The 26915-nt window shown below is 64.0% G+C and carries 25 protein-coding genes and 1 tRNA gene; 10 read left to right on the forward strand and 16 right to left on the reverse strand.

The genetic code is table 11. The annotated features are described in order from the left end of the window. Positions 1-7 precede the first annotated feature (7 nt). Entirely contained in the window at positions 8-2683 is a 2676-nt protein-coding gene (locus ACKTSM_RS11450; protein WP_407874780.1) for a hypothetical protein, read from the reverse strand. A gap of 279 nt (positions 2684-2962) precedes the next feature. Beyond that, positions 2963-3052, reverse strand: a tRNA-Ser gene (locus ACKTSM_RS11455). A 178-nt stretch (positions 3053-3230) separates the two neighbouring features. Here ACKTSM_RS11455 and hspQ point away from each other — a divergent pair. Next, entirely contained in the window at positions 3231-3611 is a 381-nt protein-coding gene (gene hspQ / locus ACKTSM_RS11460) for a heat shock protein HspQ (RefSeq protein WP_407874781.1), read from the forward strand. 30 nt (positions 3612-3641) lie between these two features. Here hspQ and ACKTSM_RS11465 read toward each other — a convergent pair whose 3' ends face one another. Continuing rightward, on the reverse strand, positions 3642-4511 hold the full coding sequence (locus ACKTSM_RS11465; RefSeq protein ID WP_407874782.1) for an ABC transporter permease: 870 nt from the start codon (positions 4509-4511) through the stop codon (positions 3642-3644). Positions 4512-4589: 78 nt separating this feature from the next. On the opposite strand from ACKTSM_RS11465, the gene ACKTSM_RS11470 reads away from it, so the two are divergent. The 3 genes from ACKTSM_RS11470 (at position 4590) to ACKTSM_RS11480 (ending at position 6809) form a co-directional block, all read left to right on the forward strand. Beyond that, the gene (locus ACKTSM_RS11470; protein ID WP_407874783.1) at positions 4590-5282 is read left to right on the forward strand and encodes a GcrA family cell cycle regulator; all 693 of its coding nucleotides are present in this window, start codon (positions 4590-4592) and stop codon (positions 5280-5282) included. 74 nt (positions 5283-5356) lie between these two features. Then, positions 5357-5881 (forward strand): DUF1993 family protein, encoded by a 525-nt coding sequence (locus tag ACKTSM_RS11475; protein ID WP_407874784.1) that lies wholly within the window; start codon positions 5357-5359, stop codon positions 5879-5881. A gap of 1 nt (position 5882) precedes the next feature. After that, positions 5883-6809, forward strand: a complete 927-nt coding sequence (locus tag ACKTSM_RS11480) for a YdiY family protein (protein WP_407874785.1) — start codon at positions 5883-5885, stop codon at positions 6807-6809. Positions 6810-6827: 18 nt separating this feature from the next. On the opposite strand, the gene ACKTSM_RS11485 is transcribed toward ACKTSM_RS11480, so the two are convergent. The 6 genes from ACKTSM_RS11485 to ACKTSM_RS11510 form a co-directional block, all read right to left on the reverse strand. Continuing rightward, on the reverse strand, positions 6828-7112 hold the full coding sequence (locus ACKTSM_RS11485) for a PilZ domain-containing protein (protein ID WP_407874786.1): 285 nt from the start codon (positions 7110-7112) through the stop codon (positions 6828-6830). 107 nt (positions 7113-7219) lie between these two features. Then, entirely contained in the window at positions 7220-7906 is a 687-nt protein-coding gene (locus ACKTSM_RS11490; RefSeq protein ID WP_407874787.1) for a spermidine synthase, read from the reverse strand. 73 nt (positions 7907-7979) lie between these two features. After that, complete coding sequence (gene pnp / locus ACKTSM_RS11495) at positions 7980-10271, reverse strand: polyribonucleotide nucleotidyltransferase (RefSeq protein ID WP_407874788.1); 2292 nt, start codon at positions 10269-10271, stop codon at positions 7980-7982. A 177-nt stretch (positions 10272-10448) separates the two neighbouring features. Beyond that, positions 10449-10718: a 30S ribosomal protein S15 gene (gene rpsO, locus ACKTSM_RS11500; protein ID WP_407874789.1), complete on the reverse strand. Its 270-nt coding sequence runs from the start codon at positions 10716-10718 to the stop codon at positions 10449-10451. Between the two features lie 11 nt (positions 10719-10729). Further along, positions 10730-11677, reverse strand: coding sequence for a tRNA pseudouridine(55) synthase TruB (gene truB, locus ACKTSM_RS11505; protein WP_407874790.1), 948 nt, complete (start codon positions 11675-11677; stop codon positions 10730-10732). Further along, complete coding sequence (locus ACKTSM_RS11510) at positions 11674-13173, reverse strand: sodium:solute symporter family transporter (protein WP_407874791.1); 1500 nt, start codon at positions 13171-13173, stop codon at positions 11674-11676. The genes truB and ACKTSM_RS11510 overlap by 4 nt, the downstream gene beginning before the upstream one ends. 101 nt (positions 13174-13274) lie before the next feature. On the opposite strand from ACKTSM_RS11510, the gene ACKTSM_RS11515 reads away from it, so the two are divergent. The 4 genes from ACKTSM_RS11515 to galK are packed head-to-tail and all read left to right on the forward strand — an operon-like array spanning position 13275 to position 19025. Then, a complete protein-coding gene (locus ACKTSM_RS11515) occupies positions 13275-15359 on the forward strand; it encodes an alpha-galactosidase (protein WP_407874792.1) in 2085 nt (694 codons plus the stop codon). Continuing rightward, entirely contained in the window at positions 15356-16849 is a 1494-nt protein-coding gene (glpD, locus tag ACKTSM_RS11520; RefSeq protein ID WP_407874793.1) for a glycerol-3-phosphate dehydrogenase, read from the forward strand. Before ACKTSM_RS11515 ends, glpD begins: the two co-directional genes overlap by 4 nt. Beyond that, complete coding sequence (locus ACKTSM_RS11525) at positions 16846-17943, forward strand: galactose-1-phosphate uridylyltransferase (RefSeq protein ID WP_407874794.1); 1098 nt, start codon at positions 16846-16848, stop codon at positions 17941-17943. The genes glpD and ACKTSM_RS11525 overlap by 4 nt, the downstream gene beginning before the upstream one ends. Further along, the gene (gene galK, locus ACKTSM_RS11530; RefSeq protein ID WP_407874795.1) at positions 17940-19025 is read left to right on the forward strand and encodes a galactokinase; all 1086 of its coding nucleotides are present in this window, start codon (positions 17940-17942) and stop codon (positions 19023-19025) included. The genes ACKTSM_RS11525 and galK overlap by 4 nt, the downstream gene beginning before the upstream one ends. Here galK and ACKTSM_RS11535 read toward each other — a convergent pair. Both ACKTSM_RS11535 and ACKTSM_RS11540 read right to left on the reverse strand, forming a co-directional pair. Next, a complete protein-coding gene (locus ACKTSM_RS11535) occupies positions 19004-19720 on the reverse strand; it encodes a site-2 protease family protein (protein WP_407874796.1) in 717 nt (238 codons plus the stop codon). The genes galK and ACKTSM_RS11535 overlap by 22 nt on opposite strands. Before the next feature lie 40 nt (positions 19721-19760). Next, positions 19761-20336, reverse strand: a complete 576-nt coding sequence (locus tag ACKTSM_RS11540; RefSeq protein ID WP_407874797.1) for a thymidine kinase — start codon at positions 20334-20336, stop codon at positions 19761-19763. 145 nt (positions 20337-20481) lie between these two features. Here ACKTSM_RS11540 and ACKTSM_RS11545 point away from each other — a divergent pair, with 145 nt between their 5' ends. Both ACKTSM_RS11545 and ACKTSM_RS11550 read left to right on the forward strand, forming a co-directional pair. Continuing rightward, positions 20482-22122 (forward strand): AbgT family transporter, encoded by a 1641-nt coding sequence (locus ACKTSM_RS11545; protein WP_407874798.1) that lies wholly within the window; start codon positions 20482-20484, stop codon positions 22120-22122. A gap of 44 nt (positions 22123-22166) precedes the next feature. Beyond that, the gene (locus ACKTSM_RS11550; RefSeq protein ID WP_407874799.1) at positions 22167-22742 is read left to right on the forward strand and encodes a YceI family protein; all 576 of its coding nucleotides are present in this window, start codon (positions 22167-22169) and stop codon (positions 22740-22742) included. Positions 22743-22745: 3 nt separating this feature from the next. On the opposite strand, the gene rbfA is transcribed toward ACKTSM_RS11550, so the two are convergent. The 5 genes from rbfA to infB are packed head-to-tail and all read right to left on the reverse strand — an operon-like array spanning position 22746 to position 26886. Next, positions 22746-23165, reverse strand: coding sequence for a 30S ribosome-binding factor RbfA (gene rbfA / locus ACKTSM_RS11555; protein WP_407874800.1), 420 nt, complete (start codon positions 23163-23165; stop codon positions 22746-22748). A 4-nt stretch (positions 23166-23169) separates the two neighbouring features. Further along, positions 23170-23715, reverse strand: a complete 546-nt coding sequence (locus tag ACKTSM_RS11560; RefSeq protein ID WP_407874801.1) for a DUF1697 domain-containing protein — start codon at positions 23713-23715, stop codon at positions 23170-23172. Further along, positions 23715-24158, reverse strand: a complete 444-nt coding sequence (locus tag ACKTSM_RS11565) for a PaaI family thioesterase (protein WP_407874802.1) — start codon at positions 24156-24158, stop codon at positions 23715-23717. Before ACKTSM_RS11565 ends, ACKTSM_RS11560 begins: the two co-directional genes overlap by 1 nt. Next, on the reverse strand, positions 24155-24304 hold the full coding sequence (locus tag ACKTSM_RS11570) for a hypothetical protein (RefSeq protein WP_407874803.1): 150 nt from the start codon (positions 24302-24304) through the stop codon (positions 24155-24157). Before ACKTSM_RS11570 ends, ACKTSM_RS11565 begins: the two co-directional genes overlap by 4 nt. A gap of 23 nt (positions 24305-24327) precedes the next feature. Beyond that, complete coding sequence (gene infB / locus ACKTSM_RS11575; RefSeq protein ID WP_407874804.1) at positions 24328-26886, reverse strand: translation initiation factor IF-2; 2559 nt, start codon at positions 26884-26886, stop codon at positions 24328-24330. Positions 26887-26915 lie beyond the last annotated feature (29 nt).

The raw sequence follows: 26915 nt of genomic DNA on the forward strand, positions 1-26915 counted from the left end.
TTCCCCGTCAGCCGAAGAATTCGGGCTGGATGTCGTCGAGCCCGCGGAACTGCTGTTCCATCGGACGGCTGGCATGGAGCAGTTCGATGTCGCCGGCATATTCGCCCGGTGCGCCTGCGAGCGACGCGAAATCGCTCGGCGTTTCGGCCTTGCCGCCCGCGCCCTCGTCGTCGATCACGTTGACGTAGACATCGGTCGCGCTCTGCGAGCCATTGGTGAACCAGTCGCCATAGGTGCTTGAATCGTAGCCATTGGCGGTGAGGTAATCGATCACCTCGGCCTCCGACTGGTAATTGGCATAGCGGATATTGCCATCGGCATGCATCAGCGCGCGCAGATAGGCGGTGCCGTCGGTGAGAGCGAAATAGACCTCCCACACGCCGTCGCCGTCATAATCGTCGGCCCCCAGCACGCGGTTGATGTTCTCGATCTCGAGATCGTTCTGGAAGCGCCGCTGCGAATCCTCGTCGCTGCCGGCCACCACGTCGCCCGAGATCACCAGCGGGTCGATATAGATGCCCGCAACGCGCGTCTCGCCCGCCCAGCCATGATCGTCGAAATAGACAAGGCCATCGGGAGCGGTGCCGACGGTCGCGAAGCGGCCGATCGCATCGTTGACGAGGATCTGGTCGATATCGCCGTCGCCGTTGACGTCGGCCGAACCGATCCGCAGCCACGAACCCTGCCCGCCAAGATCGTTGCCGTCGAAATCGCGGATCGCGTTCATCGCCGACTGGTAGACGCCGGGATCGGCGGTGTCGAAATTGACCGTGATCCCGGTGCCCGGAAGCAGGCGCAAGGTCTCGTCGTCGAACTGGGCGAACTCGATATTGGTGAGCGTGTCGGTCCCGTCGGGCCCCTCGATCGTGAACACCCCGCTCGCGGTCTGCGAGATCACGTATTCGGAGCGATCGCCGCGGAACACCGCGATATCGACATTGCCCCCACCATCGAGCGTGTCGTTGCCCGAAAGGCCGGTGAGGACATTGGCCTCGCTCGACCCGATCAGGGTGTTGGCGATGAAATTGCCGGTGGCGTTGAAGGCGCCCTCCGCGATCACCAGCGTCTCGATCGAATTGGCGATCGTCGCATTGAAGCCGAACACGCGCATGGTGTCGTTCCCGCCGGTCGCGGTCTCGACGATCACATCTCCTTCGTTGTCGATGATATAGGTGTCATCGCCAGCGCCGCCTTCGAGCCGGTCGGCATCCGTCCCTCCGTCGAGCCAGTCATTGCCCGCGCCGCCAAAGAGGTAATCAATCCCGGCTTCGCCATAGAGCATGTCATCGCCGTCTTCGCCGTAGATGTCGTCATTGCCGCCGCGACCATGAATGGTGTCGTTGCCGCCGAAGCCGAAGAGGAGATTGGCAAGGCCATTGCCGCTGATCTGGTCGTCATAGATCGATCCGCTCGCGCCTTCGATCTCGGCGAGCATATCAATGCCTGCGCCGCCGGTATTCTGCGCCCCGGTGATGGCGAGGTCGATGGTGACAGCCGCGCCTGCGGTTTCGTAGGCGGCGATGTCGATCCCGTCGCCGCCCCAGATGTCATCGTCGCCCGCGCCGCCGATCAGCCAGTCATTGCCGGCCATGCCATAGAGCGTGTCATTGCCAGCCTCGCCGTCGATGATGTCATCGCCCGCGGTGCCCGTCAGCGTGTCATCGCCATCCCCGCCCAGGTCAGGCAGGTCGAGCGCGACGTAGGCGATGCCCTGGGTGGTGTTAAAATAGACCCCCGCACCATCGGGCGCCATGGTGACTTCGGCGCCGGTGCCCAGCACTTCGAAGGTCGAGCCCGACACATCGGCAGTCGCGACCACGGAGAAATTGAAGGCATCGATCACGACCACCTGCTGGGTCTGCTGGTCGAGGAAGATCATCCGCTGGCCGTCTTGCGAAAAGCCGACGCCCATCGCGTTGCCGAGCGTGGGATAGGTATCCGCCAGGTTGGTGATATAGTTCATCGCGCCGTCATAGACATGCGCCCCGCCGCCGGTGACGATCACGATCCGGTCATCGACAGTGGCGCCCGATGCGGCCTCGATCCCCTCGGCATAGCCATAGACATTGTTGGTGTAGACGCCGTTGCTGGCGACCTCTCCGCCATCTTCGCCGATCAGGAAATATTCGGCCGAGGAAAGGCCGAGCTGGCCCAGCAGCGCCAGTTCCGAACCGGGAATGGTCAGCAGCGATCCGACCGAGCCTAACCCGGCATAATAGCTGCCGCTTTGCGTAATCGATCCGTCCGACAGTTCGAGCGTCGAAAGCGGTGTCCACCCGCTCCACCCCGGCAGGATGTTCTGCGAGATCTGCAGCGTGTCCGCATCGCTCCAGGTTACATCGCCGAAGGTCCAGTCGCTGCCGGTCACGGTATAGGTGAGCTCGCTCGCGGCGAAGGTGTTGATGTCGACGATATAGAGCGTCACATCCGCGGTGTTGCTGGTCCAGGAATTGGACTGGCTGACATTTTCGGCGACTTCCTCGACGATGGCGAGCTGGCTGCCGTCGGGCGAAATGGCGATAGCGCCGAGATCATGGCCGAGTTGCGCTTCGTATTCGAGGAGGCCGGTGGTGACGCTGTAGACCCGGAGAAAACCGTCATTCCCGGCAACGAAGATAAATTGTCCATCGGCGCTGAAAACCCAGTTTTCGTCGCCCTGAGTGGTGATGAACGTCTCGGACATGTGAAGAACCCCCTCTTGCAAAAAACCGTGCACACAGGCTTTGCGCGAGGGAGCGACCCTGCAAAACACCCATCGACTGGCTAGACACCACGCGGCTGCCCGTCAATCGACCGATGTGTTTTGCTTCCTCGGATTCGATGGGGGCAGGAATTGCCACACCAGTTCAACGAGGTAGCCGCCGAAGTTAAGCGAAGCCACTATTCCGTCGGCGCAGCGTGACTGGCTGCGGTTCAAACGGTTTTCTAGCGGTGCATGTCGGGTTGGCTGAAAACAAGGTGGTGGCGGAGAGGGAGGGATTCGAACCCTCGGTACTCGTGAGAGCACAACGGTTTTCGAGACCGCCCCGTTCGACCACTCCGGCACCTCTCCGCAGCGAAAGGCTTGATTTGGGAGCGCGTCACACGCTCCGGGCCGTTTCGGGAGCGCGCCCGTTAGCGCAGCGATTGCCGCTTGCCAAGTCCTGAAGACACACAAAAGTCGGGCATATCTCGCAAGCCCCCCGCCCGGCATGCTTGTTTTGCCGCGATCAGGGTCCATATTTCGCCTCATGGAACGCGCACATTTCTTTTCCAGCCAGGCAGGACGCACGATCCATGCGCCGCGGCAGGCGCGCAGCCTCTTCGGAATCGGCGATGTCGTGCGCCACCGCCATTTCGACTTTCGCGGCGTGGTCTTCGATATCGATCCGGTCTTTGCCAACAGCGAGGAATGGTACGAATCCATCCCCGAGGATATCCGCCCGCCGCGCGACCAGCCGTTCTACCACCTCCTCGCCGAGAACGAGGAATCGAGCTATGTCGCCTATGTCAGCCAGGGCAACCTGGTGGCCGATGCCGATGGCGGCCCGATCGATCACCCCACCGTCCCGCAATTGTTCGAGCAGTTCAGGGACGGCCGTTATCGCATGCGCCGTTCGCTCACCCATTGATCGCCGTGGGCGTGCCCGGCGCTTTTCGCATCAACTCTTGAGCTTCCAGCCAGACCGCAGGACCAGGTAGACCGCGATCGCGAGAGCGGCATTGAGCAGCGCCAGCGCAATCGCGGCGACGATGACCATCTGGTCGCTTCCGATGTCGCTCTGGCCCAGAAAGCCGTAGCGAAAGCCCGAGATCACGTAGAAAAACGGGTTGGCGCGGCTGATCGCCTGGAATGCGGGCGCGAGGTTGTCGATCACGTAGAAAGTGCCCGACAGCAGCGAAAGCGGCGCGACGATGAAATTGCTGATCGCGGCATTGTGATCGAATTTCTCTGCCCAGATCGACGTTGCCAGCCCTGCGAGCCCCAGCATGACGCTGCCCATCAGGCCGAACCACACCACCGCCCATGGGTTGACGAGCGAAAGCGAAACTCCGGGCCAAAGGGCCATTGCCAGCGCGACCGCGCCGCCGACCATGATCGCGCGGGTCACAGCCGCACCGACGATCGCGGCCATCAATTCGCCGGGCGAGAGCGGCGGCATCAGATAGTCGATGATGGTGCCCTGGATCTTTCCGCCAAGCAGCGAGAAGGAGGAATTGGCAAAGGCGTTCTGCATCATTCCCATCACGATCAACCCCGGCGCGACGAAGCTGGCGAAGGGAACGCCGAGCACTTCGCGCCCTTCGCGGCCCAAAGCGACGGTGAAGATCACGAGGAACAACAGGGTGGTGACACCCGGCGCCCAGATCGTCTGCGTCTGGACCTTGAGAAACCGGCGCACCTCCTTCATATAGAGCGCGAAAAGGCCCACGCGGTTGACCCCGGTGATTACCGGACGTCCGCGCTCCGGGAAGTCTCGCGGGCCTAGTGGGTTTGCCGCCTGCGGGTTTGCTGGAAACTCTTTTGCCATGGCTGGGCCGGTAAGGCCTCTGGCGGATCGTGACAAGTTGCCTATCTATCGGGCGACGACAGGAAAGAACGGATTGGTATGAGCTGGACTGACGAGCGCATCGCAACGCTCAAGAAGATGTGGGAAGGCGGCGCCACGGCGAGCCAGATCGCCGAGGAACTGGGCGGAGTGAGCCGCAATGCCGTGATCGGCAAGGCGCACCGGCTCGGCCTCAAATCGCGGCCCTCCCCCGTCAAGGCGAACGAGAAGAAGAAGGCAGCAGCCAAGAAGCCGGCTGCCAAGAGCACGGCTGCGGCAAAGAAGCCGGCAGCCAAGAGCACGGCCAAGCCTGCGGCAAAGCCTGCTGCCAAGCCCGAAGCGCCTGCTGCCAAGCCTGCGCCCGCACAGGCGGGCAACACGAATTCGCAGCCCATGCCCAATCCGACGCCGGACCTGCCAAAGATCGTGTCGGTCGGCCCGGGCGGCTTCTTGCGCCAGGGTCCCGGCGATCAACAAGCTCCGATCCCGCCCGCACCGCCGCGACGGCTGGTGCCGGCCAAGCCCAGCCCCGAGATTGCCGACAAGACCAGCCTGCTCGACCTTTCGGACAAGGTCTGCCGCTGGCCGATGGGGCATCCGGGCGAACCCGATTTCCATTTCTGCGGCGATGCGGTAAATCCGGGCTTCCCCTATTGCGTCGAACATTGCGGGCGGGCCTACCAGGCTCAGCTGCCGCGCGGCGCGCGCCGTCCCCCACCCCCGCTGCCTTTTGGCGGTCCGCGGGTCCGCTGACACCCAGATTTCCAGAAAGGCCCGGTCGCGCCGCGAGCGCAGCCGGGCCTTTTTCAGTTCGGGAGACCTGATCAATGCCCCTTTCGCTCCACGCAGCATTCGTTCCGAGCGCGCTCCAGATGCTGGGGACCGCGCATCATCTTCTGAACAAGACACAGGACTGGTGCGCGTCGAAGGGCTGCGATGAAGAAACAATCCTTGCAGCACGGCTGATCGAGGACATGCTGCCCTTCACCTACCAGATCAAGAGCGTGGCAGAGCACTCGGCAGGAGCGATCGCCGCGGTGCGAAAAGGTCTGGCAACCCCGGACCTCAACCCGCCGCCCGCGACCTTTGATGCCCTGCGCGACAAGCTTGCCGGTGCGAAAGAGGCCCTAGAGAGCATCGACGAGGATGAGATGGAAGGCTGGGTCGGGCGCGACATGCGTTTCGAGTTCAAGGAAACGCGGCTCGCCTTCAGCGCCGAGAATTTCCTGCTGAGCTTTGCCCAGCCCAACCTCTATTTCCACGCCAGCGCCGCATATGCGATCGCGCGCAGCCAGGGTGTCCCGATCGGCAAGATGGACTTTCTGGGCCGCGTGCGCGGGGAGCGAGCCTGATATGACACTGACAAGGACTGCCGCTTTCACCGCTCTCGCGCTTGCCTTCGCCGCACCCGCGCCGGCCATGGCCGACATCCCCGACCCCGTTCGCGCGATGATCGACGCTGCGATCGAGACCGGTGACGAAGACAAGGTGCGCGCCGTGATCGAGGTTGCGCGCAGCACCAATCCCGCCGATGCCGACGAGATCGACGCGCTCCTTGCCGCCTTCGAGACCGACCTTGCCGCAGCGCAGGCTGCCGAGGCTGCTGCCGAAAAGGACGCGATCCGCAATGCCGGCCTTTTCGAAGGCTGGACCGGGCGCGGCGAGCTTGGCGCTTTCAACGCGACCGGCAATTCCTCGAATACCGGCCTCACCGCCGCGCTCGCGCTGACCCGCGAAGGGATCGACTGGCGTCACAAGCTGCGCGCGCGGGCCGACTTTCAGCGCTCGAACGGGGTGACCACCCGAGAGCAGTTCCTTGCGGCTTACGAGCCCAACCTGATCCTGTCGGAGCGCCTTTTTGCCTATGCGCTGGCGCAATATGAGCGCGATCGCTTCCAGGGCTTCTCGGCGCGCTATTCGGTGTCGGGCGGGCTCGGTTACGAAGTGATCGATACCGATACCATGACGCTGTCGGTGCAGGCCGGTCCCGCATGGCGGCGCACCGAGCGGCTCGATGGCACCAGTTCGGGCAATCTCGCGGGGCTCGCCAGCGCGGATTTCGACTGGCAGCTCGCCGAGAACATCGCTGTTACGCAGGACCTGTCTGCTTTCGTGCAGTCGGGAAGCAGCACCTATACATCCGATACCGGGTTGCAGGCCTCAATTGCCGACAATGTGAAGGTTCGCCTGAGCTACACGGTCGAACACGACACCGATCCGCCAGCGGGCGCGACGAGCACCGACACGCTGAGCCGGATCACGGTAATCTACGATTTCTGAAGGGTCCTTCGCCGGCGGTCAGCCGGTTACCGCTGGCTGGTCTGCGCGCGGCCTGATTTCCTGGTCGCGGTAGAACGCGATCCCTATCGTGCCGTCCTTTACCCATTTCACGATCGCTGCTGCGAACATTCCGCGGTGACGGAATATCACGTCAGCGCCCGCCTCGATTGGCGCCGGGCTGTCGAGCATCGCCCCCATGTTCGATAGGTCGCGCACGCGGACCTTCTCCTCGCCTGTTTCGGTGAGCAGGTCAGCGAACAGCATGACCCGGTCGCGCCCCGCGCTGCGGCCCTTATCCCTCATCGTTTCAACCCGATTGTTCTGGTTATCTTGCATTCCCCTGCCGCCCACTAGCCACAGGGACCTTAACAATCGGTTCGAAGAGGCGGCGCGCTGCGAAGCGCGGTCGTTCACCCGTCCTTCTTGCGCCCGAACCAGATGGTGTGATGCGCGCCCTTGTTGTTCGGACGTGAACGAACGGTGCGTTCCTCGACGATGAAGCCGGCTTCCTTCATCCGGCGGCGGAACCCATGGTCGGGCGCGGCAGACCAGACCGAAACGATTCCGCCGGGTTTGAGCGCATCGCGCGCCTTGCCCAGCCCGGTTTTCGAATAGATCCTGTTGTTGTCGGCACGCACGAGGCCATCGGGCCCGTTATCGACATCGAGCAGGATCGCGTCGAACTTGTCGCAGGTCCCGTCATTGGCATCGTCGATAAGCGCCGCGACATCGCAGATCTTGAGATCGAGCCGGGGGTCGGACAGCGTTTCGCCTGTCAGCGCCGCCATTGGGCCCCTCGCCCAGCCGAGGATCTTGTCCGATATCTCGCCGACGACGATCTGTGCGCTTTCGCTGACCCGGGACAGCGCCGCGCGATAGGTGAACCCCATGCCATAGCCCCCGATGAGGATGCGCGGGGCTTGCGCCTCCAGCCGGTCGAGCGTCATCTCGGCGAGTTGTTCTTCCGAAAACTGCATCCGGGTGCTCATCAACTCGTTGCGCCCCAGCACGATCATGAAATCGCGGCCATGGCTGTAGAGTTCGAGTGTCTCGCCGTCCTGAATCTCGGCCGTGTCGATCAATTCGCGTTTGAGCATTCCTGCATCCTAGCAAAAACAAGGCCCGCCGAAATCGCTTTCGGCGGGCCTCGCTGTTCGATTGTCCGAAGGATCAGTCCTTGAGGAAGTCGGGCATCGCTGCGGGGCCGTCATTGCCGCCCCCGTCGCGATCGCCGCCCCGGTCGTTGCGAGGACCGCGACCGCCGCGACCGCCACGGCGATCGCCGCCACGGTCACCCCGGCCTCCGTCGCGCCCGCCGCGATCGCCACGCGGTTCGCGCGGCGGACGGGTGTCTTCGAGCTCTTCGCCGGTTTCCTGGTCGACGACGCGCATCGACAGGCGGACCTTGCCGCGATTGTCGATCTCGAGGACCTTGACCTTCACCTCCTGGCCTTCGGAGACGACATCGGTCGGCTTCTCGACCCGCTCGTTCTTCATTTCGGAGACGTGGACGAGACCGTCCTTGCCGCCCATGAAGTTCACGAACGCGCCGAAATCGACGATGTTGACGACCTTGCCGGTGTATATCTTGCCGACTTCGGCTTCCTCGACGATGCCCTCGATCCACTTCTTCGCGGCTTCGATTTCATCGGCATTGGACGAGCTGATCTTGATCACGCCCTCGTCGTCGATGTCGACCTTGGCGCCGGTTTCGGCGACGATCTCGCGGATCACCTTGCCGCCGGTGCCGATGACGTCGCGGATCTTCGACTTGTCGATCTGCATCGTCTCGATGCGCGGAGCGTGCTTGGACACCTCGCCGCGTGCCGAACCGAGCGCTTCGGTCATCTTGCCCAGGATGTGGTGACGACCGGCCTTGGCCTGCTCCAGCGCCTGCTGCATGATTTCCTGGGTGATGCCGGCAACCTTGATGTCCATCTGGAGCGAGGTGATGCCTTCTTCGGACCCGGCCACCTTGAAGTCCATGTCGCCGAGGTGATCTTCGTCACCCAGGATGTCGGACAGCACGGTGAAGTCTTCGCCTTCGAGGATCAGGCCCATGGCGATGCCCGAGACCGGACGCTTCACCGGAACGCCCGCATCCATCATCGACAGGCAGCCGCCGCAAACGGTCGCCATCGAGGACGAGCCATTCGATTCGGTGATGTCGGACAGGACACGGATCGTATAGGGGAATTCCTCTGCATCGGGCAGGACCGGACGCAGCGCGCGATAGGCGAGCTTGCCGTGGCCGGTCTCGCGGCGGCTGGTAAAGCCGAAGCGGCCCACTTCGCCGACCGAATAGGGCGGGAAGTTGTAGTGGAGCATGAAGTTCGAATAGGACAGGCCCTCGAGCCCGTCGATCATCTGTTCGGCATCCTTGGTGCCCAGCGTGGTGGTGCAGATCGCCTGCGTCTCACCGCGGGTGAACAGCGCCGAACCGTGGGTGCGGGGCAGGAGGCCGACCATCGCCTCGATCGGGCGAACCTCGTCGGTCTTGCGCCCGTCGATCCGCTGACCGTCCTTGAGAATCGCGCCACGCACGATCTCGGATTCGATCTTCTTGACGAGCTTGTTGGCAGCCGACTGGGTCTGACCGTCTTCCTCGGCGTACTTTTCCTTCACCTTCTCGCGGGCGGCGTCGAGCTGGTCGCGACGGTCGCTCTTGTCGGTGGTCTTGTAAGCCGCGGCTATGTCGTCACCGACGAGCGCGCGGATTTCTTCCTTCATCGCCGACAGGTCATCGCCTGCCTCGATCTGCCAGGGGTCCTTGGCGGCCTTTTCGGCGAGTTCGATGATCGCGCCGATGACCTTGCGGCTTTCCTCGTGTGCGAACATCACCGCGCCGAGCATGTCTTCCTCGGACAGTTCCTTGGCTTCGGATTCGACCATCATCACCGCGTCCTGGGTCGCGGCGACGACGAGGTCGAGACGACCGTCGTCGCCCAGCGCGTCAGCAACGGTGGGGTTGAGGACATATTCGCCATCATTGGTGAAACCGACGCGCACGGCGCCGATCGGGCCCATGAAGGGCAAGCCCGAAATGGTCAGAGCAGCCGATGCCGCGATCATCGCGACGATGTCGGGCTCAGTCTCGCCGTCATAGGACAGCACCTGGGCGATGACGTTGATTTCGTTATAGAAACCTTCAGGGAAAAGCGGGCGCACCGGACGGTCGATCAGACGGCTGGTAAGCGTTTCCTTCTCGGTCGCGCGGCCTTCGCGCTTGAAGAAGCCGCCCGGGATACGACCGGCGGCAGAGAATTTTTCCTGGTAGTGGACGGTGAGCGGGAAGAAGTCCTGCCCCTCGCGCACGGTCTTGGCGGCGGTCACGGCGCACAGCACCACGGTTTCGCCATAGGTGGCCAGAACCGCGCCATCAGCCTGGCGGGCAATACGGCCGGTTTCCAGAGTGAGGGTCTTTCCGCCCCACTCCAGCGATACGGTTTTCGTGTCGAACATTGATTTTCCTTTTCGAACCCGCGCTGGCCTTATTGCCGCGCGGGGCCTCTTGTCCGGGATAGACCGGCCCGGTCCGGTGCGGGGCGAATTGCGCCCCAATTGCCGCTCCCTCGCCGGATTGCGATGGGAGCCGGATAGACAAAGGGCGGCCCCTTGGAGCCGCCCCTTGCAAAACTCTTACTTGCGAAGGCCCAGTTTCTGGATCAGCGCGTTGTAGCGTTCCACGTCCTTCTTCTTGAGATAGGCAAGAAGGTTGCGACGCTTGTTGACCATCATCAGCAGGCCGCGGCGCGAGTGGTTGTCCTTGTGGTTGGACTTGAAGTGCTCGGTAAGGTTGCGGATACGCTCGGTGAGGATCGCGACCTGGACTTCCGGGCTGCCCGTATCGCCATTGGCCTGGGCATTGTCCTTGATGATTTCTTGCTTGCGCTCGGGTGCTACCGACATGTTTTCTCTTTCTACTCAGCGACATCGGGAAGGTTGAACCCGCGGACGACCTTCGCCGTCCCGCTCTCGATCTCCACCAGCGCGACCGGGACAGTGTCCAGCATCGCACAATAGAGCCCGGGAGCTTGGGGCATTCCAGACAGGACCCGGCCCTGGCGGACCGCCTGCGCTTCTGTCTGGGAGAGGGTGAGGGCCGGGATGTCGTCCAGCCCCGCCTCTAGCGGCAGGAGGAGGTCTTCAAGGGCCGCGCCATTAGCGGTTTCGTTGAGTTTGTCCAGCGAAATCGCCTGTTCCTGGCGGAACGGTCCGGCCTTTGTGCGCCTGAGATAGGTGACGTGACCGAGACTGCCAAGGGCCCGGGCGATATCGCGCGCAAGGCTGCGGATATAGGTACCCTTGGACACATGGGCGACGAGGGTGACCGCGTCGCGGTCGTGCGGACCATCGGCAATGGAAAGATCGTGGATCGTCACCGCGCGCTTTTTCAATTCGACCTGCTCGCCTGCACGGGCAAGGTCATAGGCGCGCTTGCCATCTACTTTCAGGGCGGAAAAAGCCGGCGGCACCTGTTCGATCGGGCCAGTGAAGCGAGGCAATATCGCTTCGATTTCATCCATGGTGGGGCGCACATCGCTGCGTTCGACCACTTCGCCTTCGGTATCGAGCGTGGTGGTTTCCTCGCCGAAACGCAGCGTGAACTCGTAGATCTTGCTGGCATCGAGCATGCGCCCGGCGAGCTTGGTCGCCTCGCCCAGCGCGATCGGCAGCACGCCTTCTGCAAGCGGGTCGAGCGTGCCGCCATGGCCGACCTTGGGCATGTCCTTCTTGGTGGGGGCATAGCCGCCCTGGCGCAAATTGCGCTTCAACGCCGCGACCGCCTGGGTCGAGCCGAGTTCGCGCGGCTTGTCGAGCACGATCCACCCCGAAAGCGGGTGGGCAGGCGTTTTGCTTGGCTTCATGCCATGTCAGGCTGGGTATCGCCTCGCCCGATTGCAAGGCGTGCCCGGTTGCCGAACACGACGCGGTTGGTCGCCAGCGCCACCACGACCGAGCTGAACAGCACGAACACCATGACATCGATATAGTGAAGCCAGGGCAGTCCGATGGTCGCATACCATGTCACCCCGCCGAAATTGGCGGGCACATAGAGATAGAAGGTGTGGAGCGCGTAGATCGCGAACCCCCAGACCAGACCTGCCACCGCTGCGCGCGCATCCATGTTGCGAAACATCAGCGCTGCAATGAAAGCCGACAGGATCGGCATAGACAGCAATCCGTTCAGTTCCTGGAGCAGGTTGATGATGCTTTCCGCACCCGCATAAACCGGCACCAGCGCGACCGAGACGATCGTGGCGATGATCCCGACATTGCGATTGAGCGGCCTGACATCGACATCGCGGTTGATGAAGCGCCGATGGAAATCCACCGACCACAAGGTAATCGTCGCATTCATCACGGCGGCATAGGTGGTCAGCACCGCGGCCGCGATCATGGCGGCGAACATGCCGCTGGTCCAGCCTGGCAGCACTTCGGCAACCACCATGCCATAAGCGCGGTCATCGACATCTCCGAACAGCTTGAAGGCGACGATGCCGGGGATCACGACGATTGGCGGGACGATCAGCAAGCGAATTACAGCCGCCGCGATCACGCCCTTTTGGGCCTCCTTCACGCTGGGCGCGGCGAGCGCCTTTTGCGTGATGTTCTGATTGGTCGACCAGTAGAAGATCTGGATGAACAGCATGCCGGTGAACAGCGTGTGGAAGGGTATCGGGCTGTCGAGACCGCCGACCATGCTCAACCTGTCTTCGGGCACGCCTGACGTGATGTCCCAGCCGACCGCGTTCAGCGCGAGGAATACCACCACCAGCGCCAGCGCGAGAATGCCAACGCCCGCATAGGTGTCGAGCACCGCCACGGCGCGCAGCCCGCCAAGGATCGCATAGGCCGCTCCCACCACCGCGAACACAGCGGCGATGGCCACCACGCTTGCGTCGATGGCAAACACGGTCTGCATGAACAATGCGCCCGAATAGATCACCGCGGGAAGGTAGATCGCGAAATTGCCGAACAGAAACAGGCCCGAGATCACCGTGCGAATGCTTGCGCCGTCGTAACGCTGCTCGAGCAGCTGAGTGATCGTGGTGCAATTGTTGCGATAGTAGATCGGCACGAAGACGAAGGCGAGCAGGAGCAATCCGACGAAGCCTGCCAGTTCCCACCAGGCGAGCAGCAGCATCTGGTTTCCGTTCATCCCGACCAGCTGATCGGTCGAAAGGTTGGTGAGCGTGATCGCCCCGGCCACGAAAAACCAGCTGAGCCCGCCGCCTGCGAGGAATATCTCGCGATCGGCCGAGGCCTTGCTGGCCGCCTTGGCAGCGGCAACCTTGCGCCAGACCATCACTGCCAGCAGCACCATCAGCAAGACGAACACTGCGACCTGCACCAAATTCATTGGACGCGCCCTCCCTAAGGTTTGTGCCCCGTTGCAGCGGCCTAACATCCTTTTCCCGCAAACCAATGGGCAAGCGCGCATTTCCCCGATAGGCAAGGCGCGTGAGCGACACGGTCTCCCTTCAACAAGGCGGAACGCAGCTGGTGGTGTCATTCGGCAAGGGCGAACGCGCCCGGCTGCTCCATGCCGGGCCAGACCTGGCCACATGCACGGCCAGCGACCTTACCCGCCTCGGCGATCGCCAGCACGCACCAGGCGGCCCTCAAGTGCCGATTGCCGACAGCTTGCTCAACACGATCGGCACGGGCTTTCCCGGCCCTCCCGGGCTGCTGTGCCACCGCGAGGGGCGTGACTGGGCTGTCGATCCGAGGGTTGTCCAGGTGGCTGCATCGGACCTCGATCTGAGCATCGAGACCGAGGACAGGAAAGCCGGGATCATGCTCCGGCACGACCTTTCGATCGATCCTGTGAGCGGCGTTCTGACCGCGCGCACGCAAATCACCAACACGGGCGCCGAACCGCTCGACCTCGAATGGCTCAGCGCGCTTGCCCTGCCGATTGATCCGCGGCTCGATCAGGTGACCGGCTTTGCCGGGAAATGGGCGGGCGAATTCCAGGTCGAAGAAGCGCCCCTTGCCTCCGGCGGTTTCCTGCGCGAGAACCGCAGCGGGCGCACCGGCCATGCGAGCTATCCGGGCCTTTATTGCGCAGCGCGGTCGGCATCGGAGACCCACGGCCAGGCTGCTGCCTTTCACCTGGGCTGGAGCGGCAATCACCGGTTGCGTATCGACCTCTTGCCGGACGGCTCGCCGTCGCTTCAGGCCGGCGAATTGCTGCTTCCGGGTGAGATACGCCTCGCCAGCGGCGAGAGCTATCGCACGCCGCCGCTTCATTGCTGCTGGTCGCACGAGGGCCGCGGCGATGTCACCCGGCGCCTGCACCGTTTCGTCCGCGCGATCACGCCGCAGCGCGAGCGGCCCCGACCGGTGCATTTCAACACTTGGGAGGCGGTCTATTTCGACCATTCGCCCGATGCGCTGTTCGCGCTCGCCGAGGCGGCGGCCGAGATCGGGGCGGAACGCTTCGTACTCGACGATGGCTGGTTCGGCGAGCGACGAAGCGATCGTGCCGGGCTTGGTGATTGGTGGGTGTCGAGCAACGTCTATCCAGACGGGCTCAAACCGCTTTCCGACCACGTCCGCGCACTCGGCATGGAATTCGGGCTGTGGTTCGAGCCTGAAATGGTCAATCGCGACAGCGAGCTGTTTCGCGCCCATCCCGACTGGGTTCTGCAAGCCGAAGGCGTCGAACCGATCGCATCGCGCCACCAGCTGCCGCTCGACCTGACCCGCAGCGATGTGCGCGACCACCTTTTCGCAGCAATCGACGCGCTCGTGCGCGAATGCGGCATCGCCTATATCAAGTGGGACATGAACCGCGACATCCAGCATCCCGGCGGCACCGATGGCCGCCCGGTTCTCCATCGCCAGGTTGCCGCGCTCTATGCGCTGATCGACCGGCTGCGCGATGCACATCCAGAGCTAGAGATCGAGAGCTGTTCGAGTGGCGGAGCACGCGCCGATTATGGCATTCTCACGCGGGCCGAAAGGGTCTGGACGAGCGACAACAACGATGCGCGCGATCGGTTTGCGATCATGCGCGGCGCTGCGCATTTCCTTCCGCTGTCGCTGCTCGGCAACCATGTCGGGCCAGGGCGCTGCCACATCACCGGGCGGCGCTTCGACATGGCCTATCGCGCAGGCAGTGCACTGTTCGGACATATGGGGATCGAATGCGATCTCGTCCGTGAAAGCGAAGATGATCGCAGCCTCCTTGCCGATGCTCTCGCGCTGCATAAGCGCCACCGCGCCCTGATCCATTCGGGCAGTTATCACCGGCTTGAGACGCCTTCGCACCTGCACGCAATCGGGGTGGTCGACGGGGGCCGAAACAAAGCCCTGTTCCAGATCGCCGTGCGCGACCGGCACCCGCATGCGCACCCGCCGCGGCTCAATTTCGCCGGGCTCGACCCTGAACGGCGTTACAAGCTCGCCTGTGTCTGGCCGCCGCAACACGCAAGCCAGCCGCGGCCATTTGCCGGATCGGCGCTGATGGACTTCGGGTTGCAACTGCCCCAGACATGGCCCGATACGTGCCTGATCTACCATGTCGAGAGCAGCCAATGACTGACAGCTACGACTTGCTGGTGATCGGCGGCGGCGTGAACGGCGCGGGGATCGCGCGCGATGCTGCCGGAAGGGGTATGTCGGTGTGCCTCGTCGAGATGGGCGATCTTGCCCAGGCAACCTCGAGCGCATCGACCAAGCTCATCCACGGCGGGCTTCGCTATCTCGAACACGGCGAAATCCGCCTCGTGCGCGAAAGCCTGATCGAACGCGAACGCCTGCTCGCCATGGCGCCGCACATCATCTGGCCGCTGCGCTTTGTCCTGCCGCATGACAAGGGCCTGCGCCCGCGCTGGCTGCTGCGGCTCGGCCTGTTCCTTTACGACAATATTGGCGGGCGCAAGGTGCTTCCCCCCACCCGCACGGTCGATCTGCGGACGCCGCCGCACCACGATGTTCTCAAGGACCGGCTGGTAACCGGCTTCGAATATTCCGACTGCTGGGTCGAGGATGCACGGCTGGTCGTGCTCAATGCGGTGGATGCGCGCGAACGCGGCGCGGACATACGCACCCGAACCAGATGCACCACGCTCACACGGACGGGCGACGGATGGCAGGCACAGCTGCAAGCGGATGACAGCGAATGCACGGTGAGCGCGCGGATGGTGGTCAATGCGGCGGGACCGTGGGTGGATGACGTGCTGGGCCGGGCGATCCCGGGGGCCGAGCACGCGAACCTGCGCCTCGTCAAAGGCAGCCATCTCATTTTTCCGCGATTGTTCGGTGCAGACACCGCCTACATCTTCCAGAACAGCGACAATCGTATCGTCTTCGCAATACCTTACGAGGGCGAGTTCACACTGGTTGGGACCACCGATGTGGGCTTTGACGGCGACCCGTCATCGATCGCGATCAGCGAGGCGGAGGCGCGCTATATCTGCGATGCGATCAACGAATATCTGCGGCTCGAGGTTACCCCCGAACAGGCGGTATCGAGCTATTCGGGCGTCCGCCCGCTCTACGACGACCGTTCGGCCGACAATTCGACCGTGACCCGCGACTATGTCTTCGAACTCGATCGCGGCGCGGCCGGGGACGAGGCCGCGATCCTTTCGATCTTCGGCGGCAAGATCACGACCTACCGCAAGCTCGCCGAGCACGCGCTGACAAAGCTCGGCGCGCCGGGGAAAGGCTGGACTGCCAGCGCACCGCTCCCGGGCGGCGATTTCGGGGGCGAAACGATCGCATCGCTCGCCGCGCGGTTCGCGGCGGTCAATGACACTCTGCCGGCATCTGTGATCATGCGCATGGCGCGCGCTTACGGCACGCGGACCGAGCAGATCATCGGCAGCGTGCAGCGGCCGCACACGCTCGGCGAAGAGGTCGCTCCCGGCCTGTTCGAAGCCGAGCTTGCCTATCTGGTCGAATGCGAGTTCGCGTGCAGCGCCGAAGACGTATTGTGGCGACGCAGCAAGTTGGGGCTGCATTTCGCGCCCGACCAATGCGCTTCGGTCGAACGCTGGTTCGCTCGCCGCGGGGCAGATTCGTGAGCGTGCCTGCCACATGCGTGCAGGAGATCGGCGGCGCGCCCGTTTTTCGCCGCGATCATCGCAAGGCCGACGGGCGCATGCTGCGCCTTTACGGACGCACCCCGCATAGCGAGCCGGCGCGTGGCGAGGAGGCTGACGACATCGCGCAAGGCGGCGAATTGCGCTACCACCCGCTGAGGCGCGAGTGGAACGTCTATGCCGCGCACCGACAGAACCGCACCTTCAAGCCGCGGCTTTCCGAAGACCCGCTCGCCCCGACTCTTCCCGGCAGGCCCGCGACCGAGATCCCTTTCACCGATTTCGAATGCGCGGTGTTCGACAACCGCTTTGCCGCCTTTCACCCTGAGGCCGATGATGCGGCTGCCCTGGCCGGCCTCGAAAGCGAACCGGCACGCGGGGCTTGTGACGTTCTGGTCTATTCTCCCGAGCCTGAAGGCAGCCTCGCGACTGTCACGCCCGACCGCCGCCAAGTTGTCCTCGCCGCGATCCTCGATCGCTACTCCGCGCATTTCGACGCCGGACGACATTATGTCCTGCCGTTTGAAAATCGCGGCGACGAGGTCGGGGTGACGCTACATCACCCGCATGGCCAGATCTATGCCATGGACCGCGTCCCGCGGGTTCAGCGCGATGCCATCGCCGCCTTTGCCGACGGATATGACCTTGCACGCGAGATCGAGCGCGCGCTGCCCGAATACGGGCTCGGCTCGCGCGGCGGCATAACCGCGTTCGTCCCCCGCTTCGCCCGCTTCCCGTTCGAGGTCTGGATCTGTCCGCTGGAGCGGCGCGCAGGGCCGTGGGAATGCGATGCCGAAGAACTGGAATCGCTCGCCTATTGGCTGGGCGAGGTGACCCGGCGTTACGATGCCCTGTTCGCCCGTCCGGCGGCAACCATGATGGCGATCCACGCCGCTCCCAATCCCGCGATCGAGGCGGCGCGCGGCTTTCACTTCACGGTGCAATTCGCCCCGCTCCTGCGGGCCGCCGACCGGGTCAAATATCTCGCCGCGGTCGAACAGCACAGCGGTGTCTTTACAGTCGACGTGATGCCCGAGGCCGCCGCGGCAGCTTTGCGCAGCGTGGGACAGCCATGACCCGGACAGCCAAGGCCTTCGCGCCCGGACGAATCAACCTGATCGGCGAGCATGTCGATTACAATGGCGGCACGGTGCTCCCTGCCCCGCTCGCGATCGGAGTCACCGCGGAACTGAGCGCGCGCAGCGATACCATGATCGCGATAGCCTCGGACGGCTACGATGCGCTCGACGTACGCCACCTCGGAGACGAAGCCGCAGGCGGCTGGTCCGATCCGGTGGTTGGCGCGCTTCGCGCCGCGCGCGAGCTCGGGCTGATCGAGAGCGGGGCCAATGTCGATATCACCGCCCTTCTGCCGCAAGGCGCGGGCCTGTCCTCATCGGCGGCGCTGATCATAGCGGTGCTAAGAGCCGCGCGCGCCCTGGCACCCGAACGCGCCGCGGCGCAGGTCAGCGACCTCGATCTGGCAATCGCCGCGCGGCAGGTCGAGAACAACTTTATGGGGGTGCCTTGCGGGATCATGGACCAGATGGCGGTCGCGCTCGGCCAGCCGGGATACGCCATGGCTCTCGACACCGCGACGCTCGGCTACCGGATGGTGCCGCTTCCCCAAACCCATGACTTCGTGGCGATCCATTCGGGGCTTACCCGGCAGCTTGCCGATGGACGCTATGGCGCGCGCAAGGCCGAATGCGACGCCGCCAAGCGCTATTTCGCGACCGAAAACCTGTGCGCGCTCGACCCGGCGGTCATTGCCTCGGCCCAGCTGGCAGAGGCGCCGCGCAAACGCGCATTGCACTGCGTGAACGAACAGGCGCGCACGCTTGACGCCATCGCCGCGCTCGAAACCGGCGACATCGCGAGGCTGGGAGCGCGGATGGATGAAAGCCATGCATCGCTGCGCGACCTGTTCGAAGTCTCGCTCGAGCCGATTGATGCGCTGGTTGAAAGCGCGCGCGAGCACGGCGCGATCGGTGCTCGCCTGACGGGCGGCGGGTTCGGCGGCTGCGTTGTCGCCTGTGTGGAAAGCGGTCATCGTGCGGACTGGCTCAGCCGACTCCTGCGCGATCATCCCGATGCCCGCTTCATCGCCGCGATTGGCGGCCAGAACAAGCCAGGTCAGAAAAAGCCGGGATTGTAGCCTGCAAGCGAGAACAGGAAGGTCATCGCCCATTCCATCGGAGGGCCGAGCGTCGCCTCGAGCCAGCCCGTGCCGAACACCCAGCTGAACCCGATCACCGCGAAGATCAGGACGATGCCGAGACGCTGCAATCGCGACCAATAGGCGCGCAATCTTGCCGGAAGCAGGCCTGCGACGATGTGCGAACCGTCGAATGGCGGGATCGGCAGGAGGTTGAAGAGCCCGATGAACAGGTTGATCAGCACGAAGTAAAGCAGCGCGTTGTCCAGCGGCAGGACATTGCCTGCCGCGTCGGTGACGAGCACCAGTCCGCCGCCTGCCACGCTCGCACCTGCACCCTGCCCCAGCAGGCCGAGCAGCGTCACCCCGATCACCGCGAGGAGGAAATTGCTCGCAGGGCCCGCTGCGGCCACCGCCATCATGCCGAACCGCGGATTGTCGAGCCGCCATTGATTGACCGGCACCGGCTTTGCCCAGCCGAAAGGCGGCGCTCCGAAGGCGAGCAGCGCCCCGGGCACCAGCAAGGTCCCGACCGGATCGACATGACGGATCGGATTAAGTGTCAGGCGCCCGCGTTCGCTCGCGGTGGGATCGCCCAGCGCCTTGGCGGCAAAACCGTGCGCGACCTCGTGAAAGACGATCGCGATCACCAGGCACGGCACCAGCAGCGCGACAAGGGTAAAGGTGTCGGTCATGGGCGAGGATATGGGATGCAGCCGGGGGGTTTGAACAGCCCTAGCCTTCGAGCGCGGCGCTGAAATGCTTCCGGCACAGCGCGACATAGCGATCGTTTCCGCCGATCTCGGTCTGCTCGCCTTCGGTTACCGCAGTGCCATCGGCGCTCACCCGCATGTTCATCGTCGCCTTGCGCCCGCAATGGCACACCGCCTTCAGCTCGACGAGCGCATCGGCAATGCCGAGCAGCACCGCGGACCCGGGAAAGAGCGCGCCGAGAAAATCGGTGCGCAGGCCGTAACACAGCACCGGTATCCCGTGCTTGTCGGCAAGCGCCGCGCATTGCCAGGCCTGCTCTTCGGTGAGGAACTGCGCCTCGTCGATCAGCACGCAATCGAGCGGCGAGGCGTTGTGCGCGGCAAGCACCGCCGATTCCAGATCGGTGTCGGTCGTGTAGTGGTGCGCTTCGGATTCGAGACCGATCCGGCTCCTCACCAACCCTTCGGAACGGGTGTCGAGCTTCGCGGTCCACACCATGGTCGCCATGCCGCGTTCGCGGTAATTGAAATCGGCCTGCAGCAGCGTGGTCGATTTGCCCGCATTCATGCTGGCATAATAGAAATAGAGCTTCGCCATGAGCCGATGCCTAACCACGAGGGCAGCCATGCGCCAGATGCGCGGCGCGCACGCTGTTGGCGGCCTGTTGATTAATCCTCCTGACAGGCGTGATCGGCAATGCTAGCCCTTTGCTGCAACGACAAAACTCACGGGGACTACTGTTATGGCATCGGCCGCTGACGCGAGCAGAACACAAGGGATGACCGGCTTTCTCGGCTGGGTCGAACGCAGCGGCAACAAGTTGCCCGATCCGGTCTTCCTGTTTTTCTATCTGATCATCGCGCTGGTCGTGATCTCGATGGTCACCTCGGCGCTTGGCGTGTCGGCGCTTCATCCCACCGCTCTCGACGAAAGCACGGGCGCGGCGCTCGAGATCGAGGCGGTGAGCCTGCTCGCTGCCGAGAACATCCAGCGGCTGTGGGTGGAAATGCCCAAGACTTTCACGCATTTCCACCCCTTGGGCTACGTGCTGGTCGTGATGCTGGGCGCAGGCGTTGCCGAACGCTCGGGCTTCTTTGCTGCCGGCATGGCCAAGGCGGTAAAGGCCGCTCCCACCAAGCTGCTGACCCCGGTGGTCGCGCTGGTCGCGATGCTCGGCAACCACGCGGCTGACGCTGGCTATGTCGTCCTCATCCCGCTCGCCGGCATCCTGTTTGCCGCGGCCGGACGCCATCCGCTTGCAGGGATCGCGGCAGCCTTTGCTGGCGTTTCGGGCGGCTTTTCGGCCAATATCTCCCCGGGCCAGCTCGACGCGCTCCTGTTCGGCATCACCGAAGAAGCCGTGGGCGCGAGCCTGCTCGACCCGGCATGGACCGCGAATATCGCAGGCAACTGGTATTTCATCAGCGCGATGACCGTGCTGTTCCTGCCGATCATCTGGTACGTCACCGACAAGGTGATCGAACCGCGTCTCGGCCCGTGGACGGGCGGCGCAATGGCCGGTGCGGGCGATGCCGACACCAGCCCCGATCCAACGGTGCACGAAGGCGCGCTCGCATCGAAGGGCCTGCGCCATGCCGGCCTCGCCGCGCTCGGCGTTGTCGTATTGTGGGCGGTAATGGTCTTTGCCCCCGGCACCCCGCTGATCGATGAAGGCGCCTGCCTGACCGAGGCCGGCGCCGTCGTTCCCGACTGCTCGATCCACGCACAGCTCGCGCCGTTCTATCGCAGCCTGGTTGCCGCCTTCTTCGTGCTCTTCCTCGCCACCGGCTGGGCTTATGGCCGCGCGACGGGCACGATCAAGGACCACCGCGACCTGGTCAACATGATGGCCGAAAGCATGAAGGACATGGGCTATTACCTCGTCCTCGCCTTTGCCGCGGCGCATTTCGTGGCGATGTTCGGCTGGTCCAATCTCGGCCTGATCTCGGCGGTGCACGGTGCAGCCGCGATCCAGTCGACCGGCCTGCCGCTCCCGCTGGTGCTTGGCCTGATGGTGCTGTTTGCAGCGATGCTCAACCTCTTCGTCGGCTCGGCGAGCGCCAAGTGGGCGCTCCTCGCGCCGATCCTGGTGCCGATGCTGATGCTGCTCGGAATCAGCCCCGAAGGCGCGACCGCGGCCTATCGCGTCGGCGACAGCGCGACCAATATCATCACGCCGCTGATGGTTTACTTCCCGCTGATCCTCGTCTTCGCGCAGCGCTGGCAGAAGGATTTCGGCCTCGGAAGCCTGACCGCGACCATGCTGCCCTATTCGCTCTACCTTCTGGTGTCGGGCACGGTGCTGATCGTGATCTGGTTCTATCTCGGCATCCCGCTTGGCCCGGATGCGCCGGTGGGTTACGTGCTGCCGGGTGCCGGCTGATCGGGAACCTGCCAAGCCGCCTGCACGCCGTGACGCGGCTGCGCATGGCCTGGTTGTCGCTCCTGGCGATGATCGTGGCTCTCGCAGCCCCGTCACATCTCGCCGCACAAGGCGCAGAGGTGCGCGAATACCGGCTCGATGCAAGTGCCAGCGCATTGAACGCGCGGGTCTCGTTCTTCGGTTTGTCGAGCAAGACTGCGCGCTTTCCCCGGATCGAGGGGCAGGTCGCGATCGCGCCCGGCGCTCCTGAAGCCGCGCGCATCCGCGTCACCATCGACGCGCGCACGATCGAGGCACCCGACGAGACCACCCTGCGGCGCCTGCGCGGCGAAAAGTTCTTCTGGGTGGAACGCTATCCGGCGATCCGCTTCATCGGGCGATCGCTCACCATGCGTTCGCCCACACAAGGCACGGTGGCCGGCGAGCTGACCGCGCGCGGGGTGACCCGGCCGCAAACGCTCGACGTCACCTTTGCCAGCGATCCAAGAACAACCAGCGGACCGATAACTTTCACCGGGACGATGGAAATCGACCGGCGCGATTACGGGATGCGCGCCTACCAGCTGATCGTCGGCAACACGGTCAGGATCGGGCTCGAGGCACGCATGGTGCCGCGCTAGGCGTCATTGCTCGCCCGCGGCCTCGTCGTCCTCGTCAAGATCGCGCGCCACCTTGGGATCGCGCAGCAGAGCCTCGATCCGGTCGGCCTCGGCAAAGCTTTCGTCCTTTCGGAACTTGAGCTTGGGCGCGAATTTAAGCCCCAGCCTCTTGGCGACCTCGCGCTGGAGAAAGGCGGTGTTCTGCCTCAGCGCCTTGACCACGTCATCCTCTGCCGCGCCGAGCAACGGTTTGACGTAGGCGGTCGCGTTGCGAAGGTCGGGGGTCATGCGCACTTCGGTGACCGCGATATTGGCCGCGCTCACGGTCTCGTCATGGACCTCCTGGCGGGCGAGCAGTTCGGACAGGATGTGACGCACGCGTTCGGACACCTTGAGAACGCGGACCGAGTGCTGTTCGGCAGTGAAATCTTGTTTGCGGGCCATCGGTTCAATTCATCTTCGATAGGATATTCTTGAGCGAGTTCATGTTGCGCGCGGTTCCCCCGACGCCGAGGCGCTTTTCGAGCACCTTGTTCGACAGGTCCGAGACGCCGACCCCGTGGACATAGTCGAGAAACAGCACGCGGTCACCCAGCGCGAGCCGCTCGCTGCCCTTCTCCGCATGGTCGGCGATCAGCGCATCGACCGCTGCCTTGTCGGGCTGCGCGCTCAGGAAGATCGAGTGGACCATCTTGTCCGAGCCGTGCTCCGGTCCGGAGCCGTGGAACGGGTTGGAATCGATCGCGGCCTCAACCTGCGGTTTCGTGCGGACCATGGCGCAAGAGGAAAACCCGAAGCGCTTCTCGACCAGCTCATGCAGCAAGGGTTCGAGCAGATGGGGCGCGCGATCATCGGTAAAGACGACGTTGCCGCTGGCCGCAACGGTGCTGACTTCGGCGAAACTCGCCTCTTCGAGCGCGCAACGCAAATCGGCCATCTTGATCCGGTTCCCCCCGACGTTGACGCTGCCGAGCAATGCGAGCAGGCGCGCCATCAACGCTTCATCCCGGTCTCGGTCGGCGAAGGGCGCGCTGTAGGGATCGCGGTCGAGGTCGCGCGGGCATGGACTGTCCCGTCCTCGCCCAGCAATTCGCCTTCAAGGAAGATCACTCGGCGCCCGCCTTTCACCACCCGGCCCTTGCCGATGATGGTCGCGCCTTCGGGGATCAGGCGCAGGAGGCTCATCGATATCTCGAGGTTGAGCGGCGCCATCTCCCCGCCGGTGGCGGCGACGAAGGCATAGCCCATCACGTCATCGAGATAGCCCGCAACCAGCCCGCCCTGCACGCCGCCGCGCCATGTGCACATCTCGCGCTTGACGGTAAAGCGCATCGTCGCGGTGTTCGTCTCTTCGTCGAAGGAGACGAATTGCGACGCGAGCAGATCGGTGTGCGGCGAACCCGCAGCGTCATCGGGGAAATAGGGATCCTCGCTCACCCGCGCCTCCGCAGCAGTGAGAGGTCGTGTTCGGGCAATCTGGCCTGCACGAAGATTTTACGCAATCGCCCCTCGTCCCAAACGGCAAGCGCCCGTTCGAACCCGGCTGTAAGGCCAAGCTCGAACAGGCGCTCGTTCACCGTCATTGCGTCCAGTCGCTCGTGGCCGGTCACCCGACCTCCAGCGTGCGCTCGCGCTCCTCGACCTCGAAGACTTCGAGCTGGTCACCCGGCTTGATGTCGTTCGTGTCCTCGAGCACCACACCGCATTCGAGTCCCGAACGGACCTCGTCGACATCGTCCTTGAAGCGCCGCAAAGAGGCGATGGTGGTCGCCGAGACGATGACATCGTCGCGGGTGAGGCGTGCGAACAGGCCCTTGCGAATGACACCATCCTCGACGAGCAGGCCGGCCGCCTTGTCCTTCTTGCCGGACTTGAAGACTTCCTTGACCTGCGCACGGCCGACAACGGTCTCGATCCGCTCCGGCCCCAGTTCGCCGGCCATCTCTTTGGCGACTTCTTCGGTGAGGTGATAGATCACGTCGTAATACATCATCCGCACATTGTCGCGCTTCACCAGTTCGCGCGCCTTGGCATTGGGACGCACGTTGAACCCGATGATCGGCGCGTTCGAAGCGGCAGCAAGCTGCACGTCGCTTTCGGTGATCGCACCGACGCCTGCGTGAAGGACGCGCGCCTTGATGTCGTCGGTCGAGATGTTGTGCAGCGCGTTGACGATCGCCTCGACCGACCCTTGCACGTCGGCCTTCACCAGGACCGGCCACTCGATCACGTTCGATGCGAGGTTGTTGAACATCGTATCGAAGCTGGTCGGAGCCAGGGCGGTGCGCTTTTCGGTCGCCTTTTCCTGGCGATATTGCGCCACTTCGCGCGCGCGCTGCTCGTTCTCGACCACGGTCAGCTGGTCACCGGCCGACGGCACGCCGCCAAGGCCCAGGACCTCGACCGGCATCGAAGGCCCTGCTTCCTTGATCTGCTTGCCCTGGTCGTTGACGATTGCCCGTACGCGCCCGCTTTCGGTGCCGACGACAAAGGTGTCGCCGCGCTTGAGCGTGCCGCGGGTGATCAGCACAGTCGCGACCGGGCCACGGCCCTTGTCGAGCTGCGCTTCGATCACGGTTGCCTCGGCATCGCGGTCGGGGCGCGCCTTGAGCTCGAGCAGTTCGGCCTGAAGCGCGATCTTTTCGAGCAACTCGTCGAGCCCGGTCTTCTCCTTGGCGGAGATTTCCACGTCCTGCACATCGCCCGAAAGCTTCTCGACGATGACTTCGTGTTCGAGCAGGCGGTTGCGGATATTATCCGGGTTGGCCTCGGGCTTGTCCATCTTGTTGATCGCGACGATCATCGGGACGCCGGCGGCCTTGGTGTGATTGATGGCCTCGATCGTCTGCGGCATGATCCCGTCATCGGCAGCCACGACCAGCACCACGATATCGGTCACATTGGCACCGCGCTGGCGCATTTCGGTGAACGCAGCGTGGCCCGGCGTGTCGAGGAAAGTAATCTTGGCCTTGTCCTTGGTGGTGACCTGGTAGCTGCCGATATGCTGGGTGATGCCGCCGGCCTCGCCCTTGGTGACATCGGTTCCACGCAGCGCATCGAGCAGGCTGGTCTTGCCGTGATCGACATGGCCCATGATAGTGACCACCGGCGGACGGGGGCGCAGCGTCTCTTCGGGATCGACATCCTCTTCGGTCTGGATGTCGACATCGGCCTCGGAGACCTTCTGAATATTGTGGCCGAACTGTTCGACGAGCAGTTCCGCGGTATCCTGGTCGATCGTCTGGTTGACGGTGACCATCATGTCGAGATTGAACAGCTCCTTGACGAGGTCTGCTCCCTTCTCGCCCATCCGCTTGGCCAGTTCGCCGACGGTGATCGCTTCGGGCACGACGACATCGCGCACCTGCTTTTCGCGCGGCTTCGACGAGCCGCCGCCCTGCATCCGGCGTTCCTTTTCGCGCGCACGCTTGAGCGCGGCGAGACTGCGCGCACGGCGACCCTCGTCCTCGTTCAGCGCCTTGGTTACGGTCAGCTTGCCCGAACGGCGCTTGTCCTTGCCGGGACCGGCATCCTTGGCCGGACGCTTGTCGTCCTTCTTCTTGGCCGGACGCTTGGGTTCGGGCCGGGCTACCGGCGTGAACTTGCGCGCCGCGGGCGTGGGGCTGCCCTTGGCAGCGGTCGTATCGGCAGTAGCGGACGCATCCTTGGCATCCGAAGCCTCGGCCTTGGCGGCCTTCTCCGCCTCGGCAGCAGCCTTTGCCTCTTCGCTCGCGCGCTTTTCGGCTTCTGCCTCGGCCTTCTTGTTCTTCTCGGCGCGCTTCTTTTCCTCGGCAGCGCTTTGCTTGGCCTTCTGCTCTTCACGCTTGCGCGCTTCTTCGGCGAGCCGCAGGCGCTCTTCCTCGGCTTCGCGCTGGAGCCGCGCGACGCGTTCCTGCGCGGTTTCGTCGCTCGCGGAAGGCTTCTTGGGCGCAGGCTTCTTGGGCGCTGCCGCCTTGGGAGCGGGCGCAGGCGCTGGCGCGGGTTCAGGCGCAGGCGGCGGCGGTGGCGGCGGAGCCTCGCCGGGCTTCACGAGCTTGCGGCGGCGCTTCACCTCGACCGCGACCTTGTTGGTGCGGCCGTGGCTGAAGGTCTGCTTGACCTCGCCCGGCTGAGCGCCCTTGAGGGTCAGCGGCTTGCGGGCTGGTTTCTTTTCGTCGTCGCTCATTCTGGCTCGTCAATCCTTCAAAATATCAA

The sequence above is a fragment of the Qipengyuania nanhaisediminis genome (assembly GCF_045862805.1).
Taxonomy (GTDB): Bacteria; Pseudomonadota; Alphaproteobacteria; order Sphingomonadales; family Sphingomonadaceae; genus Erythrobacter; species Erythrobacter nanhaisediminis_A.